The 16,734-nt window shown below is 72.6% G+C and carries 17 protein-coding genes and 1 pseudogene; 9 read left to right on the plus strand and 9 right to left on the minus strand.

The window, feature by feature from the left end; genetic code table 11:
* Nucleotides 1-10: 10 nt before the first annotated feature.
* Complete coding sequence (locus tag ACTHMS_RS18270; protein WP_440308088.1) at nucleotides 11-3,022, minus strand: UPF0182 family membrane protein; 3,012 nt, start codon at nucleotides 3,020-3,022, stop codon at nucleotides 11-13.
* Between the two features lie 93 nt (nucleotides 3,023-3,115).
* On the opposite strand from ACTHMS_RS18270, the gene ACTHMS_RS18275 reads away from it, so the two are divergent.
* Entirely contained in the window at nucleotides 3,116-3,619 is a 504-nt protein-coding gene (locus tag ACTHMS_RS18275) for a PPA1309 family protein (RefSeq protein WP_440308089.1), read from the plus strand.
* 40 nt (nucleotides 3,620-3,659) lie between these two features.
* Here the strand turns inward: ACTHMS_RS18275 and ACTHMS_RS18280 are convergent, their stop codons facing one another.
* Complete coding sequence (locus ACTHMS_RS18280) at nucleotides 3,660-4,736, minus strand: YlbL family protein (protein ID WP_440308090.1); 1,077 nt, start codon at nucleotides 4,734-4,736, stop codon at nucleotides 3,660-3,662.
* Nucleotides 4,737-4,760: 24 nt separating this feature from the next.
* On the minus strand, nucleotides 4,761-4,958 hold the full coding sequence (locus tag ACTHMS_RS18285) for a hypothetical protein (RefSeq protein WP_440308091.1): 198 nt from the start codon (nucleotides 4,956-4,958) through the stop codon (nucleotides 4,761-4,763).
* A gap of 141 nt (nucleotides 4,959-5,099) precedes the next feature.
* Between ACTHMS_RS18285 and ACTHMS_RS18290 the strand changes: the two genes are divergently transcribed.
* Nucleotides 5,100-6,494 carry a zinc-dependent metalloprotease gene (locus tag ACTHMS_RS18290; protein WP_440308092.1) on the plus strand — a complete coding sequence of 465 codons (1,395 nt, stop codon included), beginning with the start codon at nucleotides 5,100-5,102 and terminating at the stop codon, nucleotides 6,492-6,494.
* On the opposite strand, the gene ACTHMS_RS18295 is transcribed toward ACTHMS_RS18290, so the two are convergent.
* Nucleotides 6,479-7,039, minus strand: a complete 561-nt coding sequence (locus tag ACTHMS_RS18295) for a M48 metallopeptidase family protein (protein WP_440308093.1) — start codon at nucleotides 7,037-7,039, stop codon at nucleotides 6,479-6,481. The genes ACTHMS_RS18290 and ACTHMS_RS18295 overlap by 16 nt on opposite strands.
* Nucleotides 7,040-7,340: 301 nt before the next feature.
* Here ACTHMS_RS18295 and ACTHMS_RS18300 point away from each other — a divergent pair, with 301 nt between their 5' ends.
* The 4 genes from ACTHMS_RS18300 to ACTHMS_RS18315 all read left to right on the plus strand — a co-directional run bounded on the left by ACTHMS_RS18300 (nucleotide 7,341) and on the right by ACTHMS_RS18315 (nucleotide 11,364).
* Entirely contained in the window at nucleotides 7,341-8,387 is a 1,047-nt protein-coding gene (locus ACTHMS_RS18300) for a TOMM precursor leader peptide-binding protein (RefSeq protein WP_440308094.1), read from the plus strand.
* A 78-nt stretch (nucleotides 8,388-8,465) separates the two neighbouring features.
* Nucleotides 8,466-9,851 carry an ABC1 kinase family protein gene (locus tag ACTHMS_RS18305; protein ID WP_440308095.1) on the plus strand — a complete coding sequence of 462 codons (1,386 nt, stop codon included), beginning with the start codon at nucleotides 8,466-8,468 and terminating at the stop codon, nucleotides 9,849-9,851.
* Nucleotides 9,848-11,122, plus strand: a complete 1,275-nt coding sequence (locus ACTHMS_RS18310) for a hydroxyacid-oxoacid transhydrogenase (protein WP_440308096.1) — start codon at nucleotides 9,848-9,850, stop codon at nucleotides 11,120-11,122. The genes ACTHMS_RS18305 and ACTHMS_RS18310 overlap by 4 nt, the downstream gene beginning before the upstream one ends.
* Nucleotides 11,123-11,169: 47 nt before the next feature.
* Entirely contained in the window at nucleotides 11,170-11,364 is a 195-nt protein-coding gene (locus tag ACTHMS_RS18315; protein WP_440308097.1) for a hypothetical protein, read from the plus strand.
* A gap of 72 nt (nucleotides 11,365-11,436) precedes the next feature.
* Here ACTHMS_RS18315 and ACTHMS_RS18320 read toward each other — a convergent pair whose 3' ends face one another.
* From ACTHMS_RS18320 to ACTHMS_RS18330, 3 genes are all read right to left on the minus strand, one after another.
* Nucleotides 11,437-11,691, minus strand: coding sequence for a hypothetical protein (locus ACTHMS_RS18320; RefSeq protein WP_440308098.1), 255 nt, complete (start codon nucleotides 11,689-11,691; stop codon nucleotides 11,437-11,439).
* The gene (locus tag ACTHMS_RS18325; protein ID WP_440308099.1) at nucleotides 11,688-12,080 is read right to left on the minus strand and encodes a WhiB family transcriptional regulator; all 393 of its coding nucleotides are present in this window, start codon (nucleotides 12,078-12,080) and stop codon (nucleotides 11,688-11,690) included. The genes ACTHMS_RS18320 and ACTHMS_RS18325 overlap by 4 nt, the downstream gene beginning before the upstream one ends.
* Nucleotides 12,081-12,223: 143 nt before the next feature.
* The gene (locus ACTHMS_RS18330) at nucleotides 12,224-12,499 is read right to left on the minus strand and encodes a hypothetical protein (protein WP_440308100.1); all 276 of its coding nucleotides are present in this window, start codon (nucleotides 12,497-12,499) and stop codon (nucleotides 12,224-12,226) included.
* 179 nt (nucleotides 12,500-12,678) lie between these two features.
* On the opposite strand from ACTHMS_RS18330, the gene ACTHMS_RS18335 reads away from it, so the two are divergent.
* The gene (locus ACTHMS_RS18335; RefSeq protein WP_440308101.1) at nucleotides 12,679-13,212 is read left to right on the plus strand and encodes a hypothetical protein; all 534 of its coding nucleotides are present in this window, start codon (nucleotides 12,679-12,681) and stop codon (nucleotides 13,210-13,212) included.
* A gap of 19 nt (nucleotides 13,213-13,231) precedes the next feature.
* On the opposite strand, the gene ACTHMS_RS18340 is transcribed toward ACTHMS_RS18335, so the two are convergent.
* Nucleotides 13,232-14,071 (minus strand): SDR family oxidoreductase, encoded by an 840-nt coding sequence (locus ACTHMS_RS18340; RefSeq protein WP_440308102.1) that lies wholly within the window; start codon nucleotides 14,069-14,071, stop codon nucleotides 13,232-13,234.
* Between the two features lie 137 nt (nucleotides 14,072-14,208).
* Between ACTHMS_RS18340 and ACTHMS_RS18345 the strand changes: the two genes are divergently transcribed.
* A complete protein-coding gene (locus ACTHMS_RS18345) occupies nucleotides 14,209-15,798 on the plus strand; it encodes an MFS transporter (protein WP_440308103.1) in 1,590 nt (529 codons plus the stop codon).
* Nucleotides 15,799-15,945: 147 nt separating this feature from the next.
* Here ACTHMS_RS18345 and ACTHMS_RS18350 read toward each other — a convergent pair whose 3' ends face one another.
* Nucleotides 15,946-16,308: an ArsR/SmtB family transcription factor gene (locus tag ACTHMS_RS18350; RefSeq protein ID WP_440308104.1), complete on the minus strand. Its 363-nt coding sequence runs from the start codon at nucleotides 16,306-16,308 to the stop codon at nucleotides 15,946-15,948.
* A gap of 65 nt (nucleotides 16,309-16,373) precedes the next feature.
* On the opposite strand from ACTHMS_RS18350, the pseudogene ACTHMS_RS18355 reads away from it, so the two are divergent.
* A pseudogene (locus tag ACTHMS_RS18355) lies at nucleotides 16,374-16,734 on the plus strand (heavy metal translocating P-type ATPase); the annotation flags it as partial.

Raw genomic sequence — 16,734 nt, forward strand, 5'->3', positions numbered from 1 at the left:
GCCGCGGCGGCTACTTGCTGCCGTACTTCGACTGGTACTCGTCGATCAGCGACTGCAACCGCGCGGTCGTCGACGCGATCTCGGACGCGTTGCCCGACTTCAACGCCGCCTGCTGGGCCTGCGTGGCCGAGGCCAGGTCGGCGAGCAGCTGCGACTGCGCGGGCGGGATCGTCGTCACCGTCACGGTCGGCGCGGGCGTCCCCGACGACGACGTGGACGGGCTCGGCGACGTGGTCGGCGGCGACGACGACCCGGACGACGACGGGCTCGGCGAGGGCGAGGTCGACGGCGTGCTCGGCGTCCCCTGGTTGAGGTTCAGCGAGGCACCCGGCGTGCGGAGGTTGCGCAGGTCGTCGAGGGCCGAGGTGAGCGTCTTGTTGTAGCCGATCGCCTTGTTCCCGTACGTGACCAGCACACGCTGCAACCGCGGGAACGCGGCGGACCCGCCGCCGGTCGCCTGGATGTACAGCGGCTCGACGTACAGGAACGAGTTGCCGACCGGCAGCGTCAGCAGGTTGCCGTGCAGCACCTGGCTCTGCGACTGGTTGAACAGCGAGATGTCCTTCGAGATGTTGTCCTCGGTCTTGAAGACGTTGGCGACCTGCGCCGGCCCGACGATCGTCCCGCCGCCCTGCACCTGCAGGACCGTCATCTTCCCGTAGTTCGGCCCGGGATCGCTGTCGACCGAGATGTAGGCCGCGAGGTTCTGGCCGGCGTTGACGACCATCGGCGACGTCAGCTGGAACTGCGGCGTCGGGGTCTTGGCGTTCGGGTCGGCCGGGTCGTTGGCGAGGATGTAGTACGCGGGCTGGCTCGCGCCGGTGGTCGAGAACGGGTCGTCGGGCACCGCCCACTTGCCACGTCCGTTGTAGGCCGCGACCGGGTCGCTGATGTGGTACTGCGCCAGCAGGCCGCGCTGCACGTTGAACAGGTCCTGCGGGTAGCGCACGTGCGCGAGCACCTCCGACGGCATGGCGCTCTGCGGCTGCACCAGGCCCGGGAAGACCCGCATCCAGGCCTTGAGGACCGGGTCGGGCTGGTTGACCTGGTTCCAGGCGTAGAGCTTCACCGTGCCGTCGTAGGCGTCGACGGTGGCCTTGACCGAGTTGCGGATGTAGTTGATCTGCTGGTCGGCCTGGCCCGGCTGCACCGAGGTGTTGGTGAGGTCGGACAGCGAGCTGCGCTCGGAGTACGGGTAGTTCGCCATCGTCGTGTAGCCGTCGACCATCCACATGATGTGGCCGGTCTTCGAGTCGACGAAGGGGAACGGGTCACCGTCGACGGTGAGGAACGGCGCGACCTTCTCGACGCGCTGCTTCGGGTCGCGGTTGATGATGATCTTCGCGCCGGACGCGCTCACCGTGCTGTTCAGGATGAAGTTCGTCTCGCCGTAGTTGGCGGCGAAGGCGAGGCGGGTGAAGAAGTTGTCGAGCTTGATCCCGCCCTTGCCCTGGTAGGTGACGTTGCTGCCACCGTTCGCGTCGAACTCCCGCGGGGTGCCCTTCGCGCCGACGATCGAGTAGTTGTTGCCGAGCTGGCCGTAGTAGACGTCGGGCTGCTTGATGTCCAGCGCGCCCGTCGGCGGGATGTCGCCCTCGGTGTAGGAGTTCTTGTCGCCGTTGGTGACGTCCTGGTCGGCCTGCGCGGCGACGAAACCGTAGCCGTGCGTGTAGACGGTGTGCTGGTTGATCCAGTTGTTCTGCGAGCCGCTCAGGTTGCTGCCGACGGCCTGCTCGCGCACCGCGACGATGTAGTCGTGCTCGGTCTGCGCCTTGGTGAGCGGGTCGGGCAGCGTGTAGCGGTCGACGTCGAGGGTGCCCGAGAAGGCGTAGGGCAGACCGATCTTCTGCGTGTTCAGGAAGGTCGCGCTGACGATGGCCGGGTCGAGGATGCGGATGTTGTCGAGGGTCGCGTTGCCCGCCCCCTGCTGCGGCAGGGTGGTGGCGTCCGGGGTGCCGTTGGCCGGGTACGGCACGTAGGTGACGCTGCCCTTGACCGCCCGGTCGGTGCCGACGGTCTGGATGCCGTACGCGTCGCGCGTCGCGTTGATGTTGCGCGCGATGTACGGCGCCTCCTTGTCGCTGGCGTTCGGGTTCACCGTCACCGACTGCACGATCGCCGGGTAGAGCCCGCTCATCAGCACGCTGAGCACCATCATCACGATGAAGCCGATGCCCGGCAGCACCGCGCTGCGCAGCCAGAGGCTGCCGAGCACCATCAGCGCGAGGATCAGGGTGATCCAGAACAGGATCGTCTTGGCCGGCAGCGCCGCGTGCACGTCGGCGTACGAGGCGCCGGTGAACTTGCTGCGGTCGGAGAAGACGAAGCCGTACCGGTCGAGCCAGTACGCCGCCGCCTTGAGCAGCATGAAGACGAAGATCAGGATCGTGACGTGCCGGCGGGCCGCGATGGTGAACTTCGGCCCCGGCGTCTGCAGCCGGATCGCGCCGGTGAGGTAGTGGACGCCCACGCTGAGGATGAGCGAGAAGATCACGGCGGTGAACCCGAAGCCCAGCAGCAGGCGGTAGGCCGGGTAGTCGAAGGCGTAGAAGCCGATGTCGAGGTGGAACTGCGGATCGGTCTGGCCGAACGACCCGCCGTTGAGGAACAGCTGCCAGGTGGCCCAGTCACCCTGCGCGGACGCGCCCGCGCTGAGGAACGCGATCACCGCGACGGCGGTGAGCACCAGGACGCGGCGCGGCTCGAGCTGGTTCACGTACCGCTGCAGGTTCTGCTGCTCGGGCGACATCGGGCGGAACGGGGGGCGGCTCAGGTAGGCGGCCACGATGTTGCCGCCGATGATCAGCGCCATCACCGCGCCGAACACGAAGAAGAGCACCACCCGCGTCCAGAACATCGTCGTGTAGACGTTGCGGTGGCCGACCTCGCCGAACCACAGCCAGTTGATGTAGACGCCGCTGAACTTGACCGCGAGCACGATCAGGACGATCAGCGCGACGACGACCCCGATGAGGATCTTGGTACGTCGTGACACGGCGAACGGCGGGATGGGCGGCCGCATGGCCACGGGCTGCTCCTGGGGTTCTCGCTCGACTGTCGGGTCAACGTACTCGGCGCCGCGGGGGTTCCGACGCCATCACGTTACGGTCACTGCATGAGCGCAACGCTCGCGACGGCCGTCGCCGAGATCGAACAGCACGTCGCTGCCGGCGGGTGGGACCGCCCACCGATGCTCTACGCGCTGGTCAGCGCGGCCGCGCTGCGCGCCGAGGACCCGGGGCTCGCCGACCGGCTCGGGCTGGCCGACGTGGCCGGCGGCGTGCTCACGCCGATCGAGCAGGAGGAGCTGCCGGCCGGCGAGCTCGACGAGGTGCTCGCGCAGCTCGCCTGGCCCGACGCCGTCGAGGGCTGCGCGCTGGCGCAGGAGATCGTGCTGCTGCCACCGTCCGCTGAGGCGGGCCTGAGCGACGCGGAGGTCGCCGCCCGCGCCGCCGGGCACCCCGACCGTCGCGAGGCCCGGCTCGTGGTCGGCGTGCTCGCCGACGGCACGACCGCCGCCGTGCTGCGTCTGCGCGGTGACGGTGAGGACGACCTGCTCACCGGCCCCGACCTTGCCCCGAACCTCGCCCGCGCCCTGCTCGACACCTTCGCCGACTGACCCGGGCGACGGACCGCCCCCGCCACACCGGCCGGGAAGGTCAGCAGGTGGGTGGGGTGCCGCGTCCGGAGCGGAGTTCGGCGAGGTCGGTGAGCGCGTCGTGGAGGGATGACACCGCGACGATCTGCAGCCCGGACGGGACGTTGCCGCGCACGTCGCCGCAGTTGTCCTTCGGCGCCAGGAACACCGTGGCACCCTTGTCGCGGGCGGCGATCATCTTCAGCGCGATGCCGCCGATGGGCCCGACCTTGCCGGTGGGGTCGATGGTGCCGGTGCCGGCGATGAAGCGGCCGCCGGTGAGGTCCTGCTTGCCCGCCTTATCGATGATGCCGAGGGCGAACATGAGCCCGGCCGACGGGCCGCCGATGTTCGCCAGCGTGATCTTGACGGTGAACGGCGCGAGGCAGGTGACGCCGGCCAGCACGCCGAGGTAGCCGCCCTTGGCGCCGGACGGCGAGCGGCCGAGCGTGACCGTCACGGTGGCGGGCTTCCCGGCGCGTCGAACGGCGACCTGCACCCGCTCTCCCGGCTGGTGCGTGGCGAGGGCCGCGCGCAGCTGGTCGGTCGAGCCGACCTTCGTGCCGTCGACCGACACCAGCTCGTCCCCGACCTCGAGCACACCGTCGGCAGGCCCCTTCGGCACCAGCTGGAAGATGCCGAAGCCCTTCGGGTAGCCGAGCTCGCACAACGCGGCGGCGGTGGCATTGTCCTGCGACGCGGCGAAGTCGTCGGCGTTCTGCCGGTCGACCTGGTCCTGCGTCTGGCCGGGCGGGTACACCGCGGCGCGCGGCACGACGACCTCGTCGTGCAGCAGCCAGCCGGCCAGGGCCTGGAACGCGCTCACCGGACGGTTCGAGACGTTGACCGTCGTCATGTTGAGGTGCCCCGTGGTCGGCGCGGCGGCCCGACCGTCCAGGGTGATGACCGTCGCGCCCGCGTCGTCGACGCCGAGGGTGTTGTAGGTCGGGCCTGGCGACAGGATCACGTACGGCACGGACACGGTGAGCGCCACGACGAACAACACGACGAACAGCACGCCGCCGACGATGAGCGTGCGCACCCTGCGGCTCAGGGCGGCGAAGGCGGCACCGCCCGGGACGCGCTCGATCGAAGGCACGCTGCGCAGCGTACGGAACGATCCTCAGCCGTTCGGACGCGCGCGGTCGGCGGCGCTCGCCGTGGCGTGGTCGAGCACGCGCAGGTACTTCCCGTGCGCCTTGACCGAGCGCACCGTGCCGGGCGTGCGGCGGGGCCGCTCGCGGAAGCCCAGCCACCACGCCCACACGGACGCGGCCGCCGCGGCCACGACCGGCCCGGACAACCACAGCAGCCAGCTCACGACGCGACCGTAACCGCCGGCCGCACCGTTCGCGGGCAGCGCAACGCGGAACGCGCACCCGCGTCCGTTCGTAGTCATTACCGTGGAGGCCGGCTGACGCCGGCAGACGGCAGTGCATCCGTGTGGCACCGAGGAGTGACGATGAGCTTCCCGTTCGGGTTCGGCCCGGGCTCCGGCGGCAACCCGAACGACCCGTCGAACAACAACCCCTTCGCCTTCTTCGGCCTCGGCGGCCCCGGTGGGGGCGCCGGCGGCGACATTGGTGGCATGACGCTGTTCGCGGAGCTGCAGAAGCTGCTGTCGTGGTCGGGCGGCCCGGTGAACTGGGACCTCGCCCGCCAGCTCGCCACGTCCTCGCTCGGCGACAGCAGCACCACGGTCGCCCCCGGCGAGCGGCAGGCGGTCGCCGAGGCGATCCGGCTCGCCGACCTGTGGCTGGACGAGGTCACCGACCTGCCGTCCGGCGTCCAGACCGTCGAGACCTGGACGCGGCACGAGTGGCTGCAAAAGACGGTGCCGGTGTGGTCGTCGCTCTGCGACCCGGTCGCGACGAAGGTGGTCGCCGCGATGGCCGGCGCCGTCCCGGCCGAGCAGCTGGAGATGCTCAGCGGTGCGGGCAACCCGCTCGCCGGCATCCTGAACCAGGTCGGCGGCCTCATGTTCGGCGCGCAGATCGGGCAGGGGCTCGGCGGCCTGGCCCGCGAGGTCGTGTCCGCCACCGACGTCGGCATCCCGCTCGGGCCGGCGGGTGTCGCCGCGCTGGTGCCCGAGAACGTGCGCGGGTTCGGCGAAGGGCTCGGCCGCACCGACGACGAGATCCGGCTCTACCTCGCGCTGCGCGAGGCCGCGCACCAGCGGCTGTTCAACCACGTGCCGTGGCTGCGTCAGCGGCTGCTCGCCGCGGTCGAGGCGTACGCGAGCGGCATCAGCATCGACATGTCGGCCATCGAGTCGGCGATGGGCAACATCGACCCGACCAACCCCGAGGCGTTGCAGGAGGCACTCGGCGGCGGGCTGTTCACCCCGCAGAACTCGCCGCAGCAGGACGCCGCGCTGCGGCGGCTCGAGACGCTGCTCGCCCTCGTCGAGGGCTGGGTGGACACCGTCGTCACGGCGGCCGCCGGCGACCGCATGCCCGCGGCGGTCGCGCTGCGCGAGGCCACCCGGCGGCGCCGCGCCGAGGGCGGCCCTGCGGAGCAGACCTTCGCCACCCTCGTCGGGCTCGAACTGCGCCCGCGCCGGCTGCGCGAGGCGGCCGCGCTGTGGTGGGCGCTCACCGAGCGCCGCGGGGTCAGCGGCCGCGACGCCGTGTGGGGCCACCCCGACCTGCTGCCGACGGCCGACGACCTGGACGATCCGCTCGGCTTCGCCGAGACGCCGACCGCGCCGGACTACCTGCCCGACGACATCGCCGCGGGCATCGACCCGACCGAGCCGCCGGCGGCCGAGGGCCCGAGCGGCTCGTCCGACGGCAGCGAGGAGACCGAGGGCACCGAGGGCAGCCGGCAGCCGGGCGGGGTTCAGCCGGCCGACTGATCGCGCTGCGGCGCGTCCTCGACGTCGTCGGCCAGGTCGCCGTCGAGGGTGAGCTGCGCGGCGGCCGTGACGCCGTCGAGGTAGCCGCGCGCCCGCTCGGTGCGGTCGTAGCGGGCCAGCAACGCCCAGAACGCGGGCCCGTGACCGGGTTCGAGCAGGTGGGCCAGCTCGTGCAGCAGCACGTAGTCCTGCACCCACACGGGCAGTTCCTGCAGCCGCCTCGAGAGGCGGATCGTCCCCTCGGCCGGGGTGCAGGACGCCCACCGCGTGCGCATCGGCGGCACCCACCGCACGCTCGCCGGCACGGCAGCACCGTCGAAGTAGGTCGCCGAGAGCCGCCGGGCACGCTCGGCCAGCTGCTGGTCGCCCGCCGGTCGCGGCCGCGCACCGCCCTCGACCCGCCGCACCATCCGCGCGACCCAGTCGCGCTCCTGCGCCCGGGTGAACGAGGCCGGGATGAGCACGATGATCCGGTCGCCGTCGCGGGAGGCCGAGACCGTGCGCCGGCGCCGAGGGCTGCGGCGTACCTCGACCTGCTGCGTCATGCACTCCCCCGGCGCCCCACCGTCCTGCGCGGTGACCGCCGATCACCGTAATCATCCGGTCGGGCCGCGCGCGAGGTTCTCCACAGGGCGCCGGGTTGTCCACCGCCGCACACCCTCCGTCCACAGCGCCGTCCACAGGTGTGGACATTCACTTGACGGTGACGATCCGGCAACGAAACGCCCACGAATCGGGGGGCGGGAGGCGTCGGCAGGGGGTCGACCACCGGTCACCGGGCACGACCGGCCGGCGGCTGTGGACAAGCGCGGACGATCTCGCCCCCGTGTGTCACCGTCCCTGGCCATGCCCTCTCCTGACCCGGCGGCGCGCTTCGAGCTCGCGCCGGCCACCCGGATGCTCTGGCGCGACGCCGAGACCGTGCAGTTCGAGTGCGGCGACCTCAGCGTGGTCGTCGACGGCCTCACCACCCGCACCGCCCGCAGCCTCACGAACCCCACCGCCGACCCGCCCGACCCGCAGTGCACCGCGGCCCTGCACCGGCTCGCCGAACTCGGCCTGCTCTGGCGGCGCGACGACCGCGCCCTGCAGCCCGTCGCGGCCGACGGCGGGCCGGCGCCCGGCCGTCGCGCCGTCGCCCATCCGACCCTCGCTGGCGAACTCACCGCGCTGTCGACGCGGTCGGGGCACGCCGCCGGCGACACGCTGCGTGCCCGCGGCGACGCCCTGGTGAGCGTGCACGGCACCGGACGCGTCGGCCCGGCCATCGGCGCGGTGCTCGGCGCCAGCGGTGTCGGCCGGGTCGAGTTCACGACCGACACCGACGTGAAGACCTGGTCGACGCTGCCGGGCGGGGTGCTGCCGGACGACGCCGGTCAGCGCCTGGCCGCCGCAGCGCGGGCGGCGGTGCGGCGGGCCACGCCGAGCGCGCCCGGCTCGCGCACCGGCCGGCGGCGCCCGGCGTCGGACGGGCCGCCCGATCTCGCCGTCCTCGCCCTCGACACGCCGGTCGACGACGACCGGCGCGACGCGCTGCAAGCCTTCGCGACCCCGCACCTGCTCGTCGCGCTGGCGCCGACCGGGGCGGTCGTCGGGCCGCTCGTGCTGCCCGGGCTCACCGCCTGCCTGCGCTGCCTCGACCACCACCGTCGCGACCGCGACGAGGCCTGGCCCCGGCTCGCCGTCCAACTCGGCATCGCGCGGCGCCACGGGCCGTCGTCCGAGGTGGCGGTGGCGACGATGGCCGCCGGGCTCGCCGCCGCGCAGGTGCTGACCTATCTCGACGGCGGCCAGCCGGCGACGCTCGAGGGCACCCTCGAGCTGCACCCGCCCGACTGGCGCATCCGGCGACGCAGCTGGCCGGTGCACCCGACCTGCGGCTGCGTGCGATGACCGGACGCCGGCCGGCCAAAGCTCGGCGCACGCCACGTTCGAGCGGTGTCGGCGCCGTACGGCAGGCAGAATGGCGAGGTGTCCGACATCCCCCAGCGCCGCGGCCGTCGCACGGCCAAACTCGCGTCCCTGCCGCTCGGTGTCGCCGGCCGGGCGACGGTGGGGCTGGGCAAGCGGATGACCGGGCGGTCGGCCGAAGAGGTGCAGGCCGACCTGCAGGCGCGCACGGCCGAGCAGCTGTTCAGCGTGCTCGGCGAGCTCAAGGGCGGGGCCATGAAGCTCGGCCAGGCGCTGTCGGTCTTCGAGGCGGCCATCCCCGAGGAGATGGCCGCCCCGTACCGCGAAGCGCTGACCAAGCTGCAGGAGGCGGCGCCGCCCATGCCCGCCGCCGACGTGCACAAGGTGCTCGACCAGCAGTTCGGACGCACCTGGCGCGAGCGCTTCCGCGACTTCGACGACCGTCCCGCCGCGGCGGCGAGCATCGGCCAGGTGCACCGGGCCGTGTGGGGCGACGGCCGCGAGGTGGCCGTCAAGTTGCAGTACCCGGGCGCCGGCCCCGCGCTGCTCGCCGACATCACCCAGCTCACCCGCTTCGCCCGCGTCTTCGCCCGCATCTCGCCCGGCCTCGACGTCAAGCCGCTGCTCGCCGAGATGCGCGAGCGGGTGCTCGAGGAGCTCGACTACGGCCTCGAGGCGCAGGCCCAGCGCGACTTCGCGGCCGCCTACGCCGACGACGACCACATCGTCATCCCGCGGGTGGTCGCGAGCGCGCCAAAGGTCATGGTCAGCGAGTGGCTCGAGGGCACGCCGCTGTCGCGCATCATCGCGACGGGCGACCAGGCCGCCCGCAACCGCGCCGGCACGTTGCTGTCGCTGCTGCAGCTCTCGGCGCCGACCCGGGCGCGGCTGCTGCACGCCGACCCGCACCCGGGCAACTTCCGCATCCTGGCCGACGGCCGGCTCGGTGTCGTGGACTTCGGCGCCGTCGCCCGGCTGCCGAACGGCGCGCCGGAGGGCCTCGGCCGGATGAGCCGGCTCGCGGTCGACGGCGACAGCGCCGGGCTGCTGGCGATCATGCGCGAGCTCGGCTTCGTGCGCCCGGGCGTGCGCCTGACGGCGGACGAGGTGCTCGACTACCTCGGCCCGACCCTCGACCCGGTGCGGACGCCGGAGTTCACGTTCTCGCGCGAATGGCTGCGCAGGCAGGCCAACCGCCTCGGCGACCCGCGTCGCGAGGAGGCCCGGATCGGGCGGCTGTTCAACCTGCCGCCGGAGTACTTCCTCATCCACCGCGTCGCGCTGGGTTCGATCGGGGTGCTCTGCCAGCTCGGGGCGACCGCACCGTACGGTCGGTTGGCGGAACGGTGGCAGCCCGGCTTCGCCGGCGACTCGCCCCGGTTCGACCCGTCCGACCCGCTGGCCGAGCTCGACCACCGGCCGCCCGACCCGGAGGTGCCCGCGTGACCGCACCCGAGAGCGTCTTCACCTACGGCGCACCGCAGCTGAAGTTCGGCGACGGCGCCTCGGACGAGATCGGCTACGACCTCGCGCAGCTCGGCGCCCGGCGCGCGCTCGTGGTCACCGACCCGGGCGTCGCGGCCACCGGGCTGCCGGCCCGGGTCGCCGAGCAGATGCAGCGGTACGGGGTCGAGGCCGGCGTCTTCGACGGCGTGCATGTCGAGCCGACCGACGCGAGCATGCAGGCGGCGATCGACTGGGCCCGCGCGAACGGGCCGTGGGACGCGTTCGTCGCGGTCGGCGGTGGGTCGAGCATCGACACCGCGAAGGCCGTGAACCTGCTGCTCACCAACCCGGGCGAGCTGCTCGACTACGTGAACGCGCCGGTCGGTGGCGGCCAGGCGCCGGTCAACCCGCTGCACCCCCTCGTCGCCGTGCCGACCACGACGGGCACGGGGTCGGAGAGCACGACGATCTGCGTGCTCGACGTGCTGGCCCAGCGGGTGAAGAGCGGGATCAGCCACGCCCGCCTGCGTCCGACCCTCGCGGTCGTCGACCCGCTGCTCACCCTCTCCCAGCCCGCCGGCGTCACGGCCGCGGCCGGGATGGACATCCTCTGCCACGCGCTCGAGAGCTACACCGCCCGCGACTACACCGCCGTCGCGCGCAAGCAGCCCGAGCAGCGGGTGCCGTACTGCGGCGCCAACCCGGTCAGCGACATGTGGTCGGAGAAGGCGATGTCGCTGCTCGCGAGCGCCTTCCGCCGGGCGGTGCAGCACGGCGACGACCTGGACGCTCGCCGGGACATGGCGTTGGCCGCCACCTTCGCCGGGCTGGGCTTCGGGAACGCCGGCGTGCACATCCCGCACGCGAACGCGTACCCGATCGCGGGCCAGGTGCGCGACTTCCACCCGAACGGCTATCCCGACGACGAGGCGATGGTGCCGCACGGCATGGCGGTGTCGCTGACCGCGCCCGAGGCGTTCCGCTTCACCTTCGAGGCGCGGCCCGACCGGCACGTGCGCGCGGCGCAGCTGCTCGACCCGGGCGCCGAGCAGCCGAACGACGCGTCGGCGTTCCTGCCGGACGTGCTCACGCGGCTCATGCGCGACATCGACATCCCCGCGGGCGTCGGCGCGGTCGGCTTCGGCGACGCCGACGTCGACGACCTGGTCGACGGCGCGCTCAAGCAGCAACGGCTGCTCGCCACGGCGCCGCGGCCGGTCGACGCCGATGCCCTGGCCGGCATCTTCCGGCGCAGCATGCAGCTCTGGTGAAGCCGAGGTGAACCGGAAACGGTGATCGGCGTGGCACAGTGGGCACCGTGGACGACAGTGCGGTCTTCTGCTCCCTATGCGGACGTGTGGCGGTTGCCGAGCTCGACGGTGACCCACCCCTGACGTGGTGCGCCGACATGGTCGAGACGCTGGACGGCCCGCGCACCCGCTGGGTGTGCACGGAGTGCACGCGCACCTTCGTCCGGTCGATCGAGGCCAAGCTCGACCAGCAGTGGTGGTGAGCTGACCGCCGCGGACGACAGCGGCCGCCGGATCGCGAGGATCCGACGGCCGCCGTGGCGGTCAGCCGCTGGTCAGGCCCAGCTCAGCGCACGGTCGCGCGACGGCGCGTCCGTGGCCAGCGACTCGGCCTGCCTGCGGTGACGCTGTTCGGCCCGGTGGAAGCGCGAGACGCGCTTCTCCCAGCGCTGTGCGGCGCTGAGGCTCCGGACCATGCGCGCGTGCTGCGCGCCGGCCACCTGCTCGTGCATTCGTTCCCGCACGAGGGCTTCGACGAGGGTGTACATGGTGAGTGCTCCTGAGGTCTGGTGAGGACGGGCGGCGCTCATGCGGCCACCTCGCTGCTTCCGGTGGTGCTGTCGGTCTTGCGCGGGCGTCCGCGCGGGCGCTTGCGGGCGATGATCTCGCCGCGATCGAAGATCTCGCCGCCCCAGACGCCCCACGGCTCGCGCCGCTCGATGGCGCCGGCCAGGCAGACGGCCCGCGCCGGGCAACCGGCGCAGAACGACTTGGCCTGCTCGAGCTCGGCCGGGGTCTCGGCGAACCAGAGCTCGGCGTCCTCGACGCGACAGGGCAGATCGTCGGGGCAGTCCTTGGCCAGCGGGTCGAAACCGTCCCACGTGCCGTCCGACAACCCGTCGGTCCCGAGCGCCGTTGCGAACAACCCGTCGAAGGACGGGCTCTCGATGGCGAATCCGGTCGACATGTCGCCGGTCACCTCCTTCTCCTTGCGGTGTCCGTCCGGTGTCCTGCCGGACGGAGCGATGGGTGCTGGTGATGGATGCTGGAGAAACGACGAGGCCGCGGTTCCCTGGTGGGGAGCCGCGGCCTCGAGGTGCCTTGCCGGTGATCGGTGATCGATCACCCGGTGCTACCTCGAGGTGGGCTCGCCTGCTTGACGTCGTGATCCGCCTGGACCGCTGCCGTCGGAGCCGACACCCCTGCCGTCGTCGCGATGCCCGCCGGCACGAGACCGGTGGCGTACGCGAAGGCGGCCGGGACGACGCGGGCGGCGGCGGGCACACGGGTGCCGTCGACCAGGACGCGACGCCACGTGGCGTCGAGCGTGCGGGACGGCGACATCGCCGGGCAGGCCGAGGCGGGGCGCGACGTCGGCATCAGCATGATGTTCTCCATCGGGGCCACCTCCTCGTTCCTGCTCGGGCCGCGCGGGCTCGCGCGGCGTGATGTCGTGTGTCAGCAGGCTAGCGGGACGCTGCCACGGGCGGCAAACGAATTAAATATCCCGCCTTCGACGCGTCGACCGGAGTACAACTTCGGCCATTACGAACCGCCGCGCCATCGTCGCCACGACCGTGCTGAGCGGCCTCGCGCTCACCCTCGCCGCCTGCACCAGCAGCGCCGGCGGGTCGTCGCCCGGCGCCTCGACCCCGGCGCCGTCGTCGTCGGCCCCACCGGCCTCGTCCGCGGTGTCGACGGCCGCGTCATCGGGTGCGTCGGGTGCGCCGTCGGCGCCCGGCCCGGACGTGACGGCGGCGGTCACCAAGGCCTACAACGCCTTCTTCAGCCCGAAGACGGACCTGGCCGGGTCGGAGGCCGCGCTGCAGCACGGCATGCAGTTCAAGGCGACACTCGAGGCCGAGGCGTCCTCGCAGTACGCGAACCAGGCGACGATAGCGATCACGTCGGTGACCCCGGCGTCGGCCGACGTCGCGGACGTCAAGTTCACCCTCAAGACCTCGGGCCTGTCCCTGCCGGTCGACGGCAAGGCGGTGCGTGAGGACGGCACGTGGAAGGTTGCCGCCGTGACGTTCTGCGGCCTGCTGCAGGCCGAGGGCCACGCACCGAAACTCTGCTCCGACCCGGCGGTCGTCGGCCTGCCCGGCTGAACGCGCCGCGGCGCAGCGCTCAGATCTTCCGCGGGATGCGTAGCCCGAGCCGCAGCCCGCTGTCGACCGCCCGGGTCGGCAGGTACTGCGGCAGCCACCCCTGCAGGCGCGCGCCGCTGCCCACGAGGTAGCGGGCGCGCGGGCGCCGGGCGGTGAGCGCCTGCTCGATCGCGCCGGCCACCCCGTCGGCGGGTGAGGCCATCTTCCGCATGAGCGGGATCGCCTTCCGCATGCCCTCGATGTGCCGGCCGTAGAGCTGCCGGTGCTCGGGCGAGATGCCGGCGATGGTCTCGTCCAGCGCGCTGTCGGCCTGCCGCCACAGATCGGTGTCGATCTGGCCCGGCTCGATGAGGCTGACCGCGATCCCCCACGGCCTGACCTCCACGCGCAGGGCGTCGGCGACGGCCTCGAGTGCGAACTTGCTGGCCGCGTACGGGCCGATCATCGGGTTCGACACGAGGCCGCTGATGGACGAGACGAAGACGACCCGCCCCTTCGATCGGCGCAGCCGCGGCAGCACGGCCTGGGTGACGGCGACCTGGCCGACGACGTTCACCTCGAACTGGCGGCGCAGCTCGGCCAGCGGCACGGCCTCGATCGGGCCGCCGACGACGATGCCGGCGTTGTTCACGACCGCGTCGAGCCGGTCGGGCAGCCGGTCGGGCAGGGTGGCGACGTCGTCGTCACTGGTCACGTCGAGCCGGACGGCGGTGATGCGCGTCGGCGCCTCGGCGACGAGCTCGTCGCCGTCCTGGTCGCGCCGCACGCCGGCGACGACGTTCCACCCGGCGGCGGCCATGCGCAGCGACGCGGCGCGGCCGATCCCCCGCCCCGCACCGGTGATCAAGACGGTCGGCATGCGGGCAACCTATCCGGCTTCGCGACCGGCGTCCTGTCGAACGCGGGCGCCGATCCGGTGGTCCGCCTGCCGCCGTCGGGGCGGCGTGGCTGCCAGACTGGCGCCGACATCGATCTCGGTGCGAGGAGGAGCCGCGGGTGACCACCACGCCGATCGTGCGCCGGGGCCCGGCGCTGGCGACGCTGCTGCTGGTGCTGTTCCTGACGTTCCTCGACACGACGATCGTCAGCGTCACGTTGGGCGACATGGAGTCCGACCTGGCCGCCGGCGTGATCCCGCTGCAGTGGGTGATCAACGCCTACGCCCTGGTGTTCGCGAGCCTGATGCTCACGCTGGGCTCGCTCGGCGACCGGTTCGGACGCCGGCGGCTCATGCTCATCGGCATCGTGATCTTCTGCGTCGGGTCGGTGCTCTGCGCCGTCGCGCCGTCGGTCGGGTGGGTGATCGCCGGACGGGCCGTCATGGGCGTCGGCGCGGCGGCGTCCGAGCCGGGCACGCTCTCGCTGATCCGCCAGCTCTACCCCGAACGCCGCGAGCGCGCCCGGGCGCTCGGCGCCTGGTCGGCGGTCTCGGGCCTGGCGCTCGCGTCCGGCCCGGTCGTCGGCGGCCTGCTCGTCGGGCTGGACGGCTGGCGGGCGGTGTTCTGGTTCAACCTGGCGCTGAGCGTGGTGCTGCTGGTCGCCGTCGTGACGACGGTGCCCGAGAGCCGCGACCCGCAGGCCGGGCGGATCGACCTCGCCGGGTTCGTCCTCGGCACCCTCGGCATCGGCGCGGTGATCTACGCCGTCATCGCCGGCGAGAACAACGGCTACGGCACGGCCTGGGTGGTGGCGCTGTTCGTCGTCGGGGTCGCGGCGCTGGTGGCCTTCGTCCCGGTCGAGCGCCGGGTCGCCGCACCGATGCTCGACCTCGGCTACCTGCGGCGCCCGGTCGTCGCGGTGGCCCTGGTCGCCGCGTTCGCCGTCTACCTCGGCGTCTTCGCCCTCTTCTTCCTCACCGCGCTCTTCCTCGACATCGGCCTGCAGTACTCGGGCTGGAAGCTGGCCGGGGCGTTCGCGCCGATGGCGGCGGCCATCGTCGTCGGCGGGATCGTCGCGGGCCGCTGGGTCGCCCGCCGCGGCTCGCGCACGCCCATGGTCGTCGGCTGCGTGCTCGGTGCCGTCGGCATGCTCGTCGCCCGGCTCGTCGTCGGCGGACTGCACATCCCCGGCTGCGGCAAGGCCTCGACGACGGCCGGCTGCGACGGCACCTTCGGTGCGGCGTTCCCGCTGTTGCTGATCGCGATGGCGGTCGCCGGCTTCGGCTTCGGCGTCACCGTCGTGCCGCTCACGTCCGCGGTGCTCGGCCACATCCCGGCGCGGCTGTCGGGCATGGCGGCCTCGGCGACGAACACCGCCCGGCAGCTGGGCGCCGTCACGGGTGTCGCGGTGCTCGGCGCGATCGTGAACGCCTCGTTGAAGGCCGAGGTGATCAGGTCGACCGGCGGCCTGCTCATCGGCTCGCGCGGCAGCATCCTGTCGATCCTCGAGACCGGCGGCAGCGGCGACACCCTCGATCTGCGCGCCATCCCGGCGAACTACCTCGTCGCCTTCCGGCACGGGCTCGAGCTCTCGCTCGTCGTCGCGCTTGTCGTCATCGCGATCGCCGCGGTGCTCGCGGCGATCGTGCGGGAACCCGCGAGCGCCGAGGGCCAGGACGAGCCGAGCGACGCGCTCGCGACGGGGTGAACGCCGTGCGCGCGGGTGTGCAGTGATCCTCACCGACTGCAGGCGTGCCCTCCCCGTCAGGCATGACCATCGAGTGCCGGCCTTGCGCTGCAACACCTGCTCGCCGTCGGATCGACCGTGACCTCCCTGCCGGCCTGCCGTCGCGAGTCAGCCCACCTCGGGGACGCGGTCGGCGGCGCCGATGCGGACGTGTTCGGCGTGGTACACCGCCTCGTCCAGGAGGGCAGCGACGTGCTGGTCGAACAGCGCATAGCGGGCGGTGCGTCCGACGCGGGCGACGGTGACCATGCCCATCATCCGCAGAAGCCGTAGCTGGTGTGACACTGCGGACTGTTCCATGCCGATGGCCGTGGCGAGGTCGGTGACGGTCGCCGGCTCGTGCCGCAGGCGGGACAGGATCAGCAATCGGCTCGGCGCGACGAGCGCTTGCAGGGTCTCGGCCACTGCGGCGGCGCTGGCGGCATCGAGTTGCGCCGGTGGTGTGTCGCGCCCTTGTGGTCCGTGGCCCATGCACGGCACGGTACGCCGTGGACGGTTCGAATGAACACTTGTACATGCGTTGCTACGGTGGAGGAATGGCGACCTCCGTCGACGAGCCCCGCACCTCGGCCGCTGTGGTGCGCCGCCGTCCGGGTGGGTTGTGGTCGGTGCCGGAGGTGCGTTGGGCGACGCTGGCGCTGGTGCTGTTCGCCGTCGGCGGGGTGCTGCAGTTGGCCGAGGCGCCTTCCGGTGTGTGGTGGACGGCGTACCTGTTCTGCTACGTCGCGGGTGGATGGGAGCCCGGACTGGCGGGGGTGCAGGCGCTGCGGGAGAAGACGCTCGACGTCGACCTCCTGATGGTCGTGGCCGCGGGTGGGGCCGCGGCGAAAATGCAAGTGAAAAAAAGGGGGCAGTTTTTAATAAAAATAACCACCAACCCCCCCTTTGAAACAAAAT

It is taken from the genome of Jatrophihabitans sp. (assembly GCF_051960575.1).
Classification (GTDB): Bacteria; Actinomycetota; Actinomycetes; order Mycobacteriales; family Jatrophihabitantaceae; genus JBQCEE01.